Source organism: Roseomonas rosulenta, assembly GCF_016106005.1.
GTDB lineage: Bacteria > Pseudomonadota > Alphaproteobacteria > Acetobacterales > Acetobacteraceae > Neoroseomonas > Neoroseomonas rosulenta.
In genome coordinates this window covers 1-2,405 of record NZ_JACADR010000442.1, presented here as the reverse complement: position 1 = coordinate 2,405, position 2,405 = coordinate 1, and the positions used below count along the sequence as shown (strand labels likewise).

At 74.2% G+C, this 2,405-nt stretch carries 5 protein-coding genes; 3 read left to right on the top strand and 2 right to left on the bottom strand.

What is annotated here, in order from left to right; translation table 11 throughout:
• The coding region (locus HW578_RS25555) for a hypothetical protein (protein ID WP_198373525.1) at positions 1 to 224 on the top strand (224 nt) is incomplete at its 5' end.
• 160 nt (positions 225 to 384) lie between these two features.
• On the opposite strand, the gene HW578_RS25550 is transcribed toward HW578_RS25555, so the two are convergent.
• Positions 385 to 525 carry a hypothetical protein gene (locus HW578_RS25550; protein WP_198373524.1) on the bottom strand — a complete coding sequence of 47 codons (141 nt, stop codon included), beginning with the start codon at positions 523 to 525 and terminating at the stop codon, positions 385 to 387.
• A complete protein-coding gene (locus HW578_RS25545; protein ID WP_198373523.1) occupies positions 525 to 1,115 on the bottom strand; it encodes a cytochrome b in 591 nt (196 codons plus the stop codon). The genes HW578_RS25550 and HW578_RS25545 overlap by 1 nt, the downstream gene beginning before the upstream one ends.
• A gap of 63 nt (positions 1,116 to 1,178) precedes the next feature.
• Here HW578_RS25545 and HW578_RS25540 point away from each other — a divergent pair, with 63 nt between their 5' ends.
• The gene (locus tag HW578_RS25540; protein ID WP_198373526.1) at positions 1,179 to 2,102 is read left to right on the top strand and encodes a hypothetical protein; all 924 of its coding nucleotides are present in this window, start codon (positions 1,179 to 1,181) and stop codon (positions 2,100 to 2,102) included.
• 66 nt (positions 2,103 to 2,168) lie between these two features.
• A partial coding sequence (locus tag HW578_RS25535) for a hypothetical protein (RefSeq protein ID WP_198373522.1) occupies positions 2,169 to 2,405 on the top strand: 237 nt, incomplete at its 3' end.

Genomic DNA, 2,405 nt, shown 5'->3' with positions numbered 1-2,405 from the left:
AAAGGCGCGAGGGGCCGGGCGAGGGCTGGAACGCAGCGGCAGCGGCGGTGCTCGACCTGTTCGGCCACGCGCCGGCCGCACCGGTGCTGGCGGCGCTGGCCGGTGGCGATGGCGCGGCGCGGCGCACGGAATTCCTGGCCGGCGGCGTACGGGCGGAGGTGGAGACCGGCCCGGGCGCGCTGCGCCGGCTGCGCGTGGTGCCGCAGGCGGGGGATGGGCCGTAGGGCCGTGGCCGATGGGTCAGTCGGCGCGCGTCGGGCCGATCGGATGGGGAGTCAAGTGGCGCGTCGCGCTGGTGGACGCGCGCAGGCGTGCCGCGCCCTTGCGCGTGCCTGGGGTCTCGCGCCCCTGGATGCGTTCAGCCTGCCCCGCCCGCCGGAGCCCTCAGCGCGCCGCGCCCGGCGCGCGGCGTGTGGCGGGCGGCAGTTCCCGCGCCGCCGCGCAGGAACATACCACCGACCCGTCGGCGCGCTCGTTCGGCACCGTGGCTTCCCCGCAATGCGGACATTCGATGGGCTCGCGCATCACAGCATCCGCAGCAGCGTGCCATCCTTGCGGATCGCGTTGTGGAACACGACGGCGCCGATATGCGCGGCCAGCAGCACGACGAACAGGTAGGCGCCGATGGTGTGAGCCCAGGACAGCGCGGTGGCGAGGCCTTCGGAGGTCTCCATGAACTTCGGCAGGTGAATGAGGCCCAGATAGGCGGTCTGCCCCTGCAGCGGGAAGCCCCAGGCATTGGTCGCGAAGAAGCCCAGCACCGGCTGCAGGATCAGCAGCGCATAGAGGCCGTGATGCGTCGCCGTCGCTGCCATGCGCATCAGCGGCGGCAGGTCTGCCGGATGCGGCGGCGGCGGGTGGCGCCACTTCCACGCGATGCGCGCGAGCGCGGTGATCAGGATGGTCAGCCCGGCGCTTTCGTGGATGGCGTAGAAGCCCATCTTGTAGGCGCCATCCGCTTCCCCGGTGATGAACTTGATGACGAAGCCAGTCGGCAGCGCGATCGCCATGAGGCCGACCGTGATCCAATGGAACCACTTGGCGGCGCTGCCGTATTGCCCGTCGGGGTGCGTCGCGTCCTGGCCGGGCAGGGGCCCTGCGCTGCTCGCATCCATGCCTCGTCTCCCCTGGCTTGCCGCGGCAGCCTATCGCATCCGGGGGATGTTCCGCACGTGAGGATGATCGCCGCCCATGCGGATTGGAGCACGGATCCGCGCAAGCGCTGGGTCAGCACCGCGCGCCGCGGCGCGGATGGCTGGCGCGCGGAGGCCCCCGTGCCGGTCGGCGACCCCGTAGCGCTCGCGGCCGCGCTGATCGCCGAGGGCGCGCCTGTCGCGATCGGGCTCGACCTGCCGCTCGGCGTGCCACGCGGCTACGCGGCGGATCGCGCGGAGGCCGGCTTCGTGCCCTTCCTACGTGGCCTCGCCGACCGGCCGGCCTTCTTCCAGGTGGCGGCGACGCTGGCCGAGGTCTCGCGCGATCGCCCCTTCTACCCCGCCCGCGGCGTGAAAGGCATGACGCGCGCCGCGCACGCCGCCGCGCTCGGCCTTCCTGATGCGCACGCCCTGTCACGGCTGTGCGACCGCGCCACCGCCGAACGCCCCGCCGGCGCGCCGGTGTTCTGGACGCTGGGGGCGAACCAGTCCGGCAAGGCGGCGATCGCGGCCTGGCGGGACTGGCTGGCACCGGGTCTCGCCGCCGGCGCGCCCTATGCGATCTGGCCCTTCGAGGGCGGGATCCATGCGCTGCTCGGCGCCGGCCGCGCCGTCCTTGCCGAGGTCTATCCGGCCGAGGCGCTGCGCCATTGCGGCCTGGTGCTGCGCGGGTCGAAGCGCGTGCAGTCCGATCGCAGGATGGTGGCGGATGCCCTGCTCGACGCCATGGCAGCGCGCCGCGTCGCCCCCGCGGCCGCGCTACGCGCCATGGTGCGCGACGGCTTCGGCGCCGATTCGGCGGGCGAGGACCGCTTCGATTCCGTCATCGGCCTGCTCGGCCTGGTCGGCGTGCTGGACGGCGCGAGGGCGGACTTCGTGCCACAGGACGAGGCGGTGCGCCGCTGGGAGGGCTGGGTGCTGGGCCAGGCCGCGCTGCCGGCATTATGACATCGGGGTGCCCGTAACCGCCCTGCCTCGCCCGCCGAACCCTCGTGGGCAGGCAGGAGAGCGGCGATGCGACACGACCCACGCGGCACGGCGATCACGACCGACAGCGGGCAGGCCGCGCGCGAGCTCGACGCCGCGGTGATAGCGCTGCTCGGCCAGAAGGCGGAGGCTGGCGCGCGGCTCGCCGCGGCACTCGCCGCCGATCCGCTGCTGGTCGCGGGACATGCGCTCGCCGGCCTTTCGCTGATGATGGCCGCGCGCCGGCCGCTGGCCGATGAGGCGCGCCGCAGCCTGGCCCGCGCG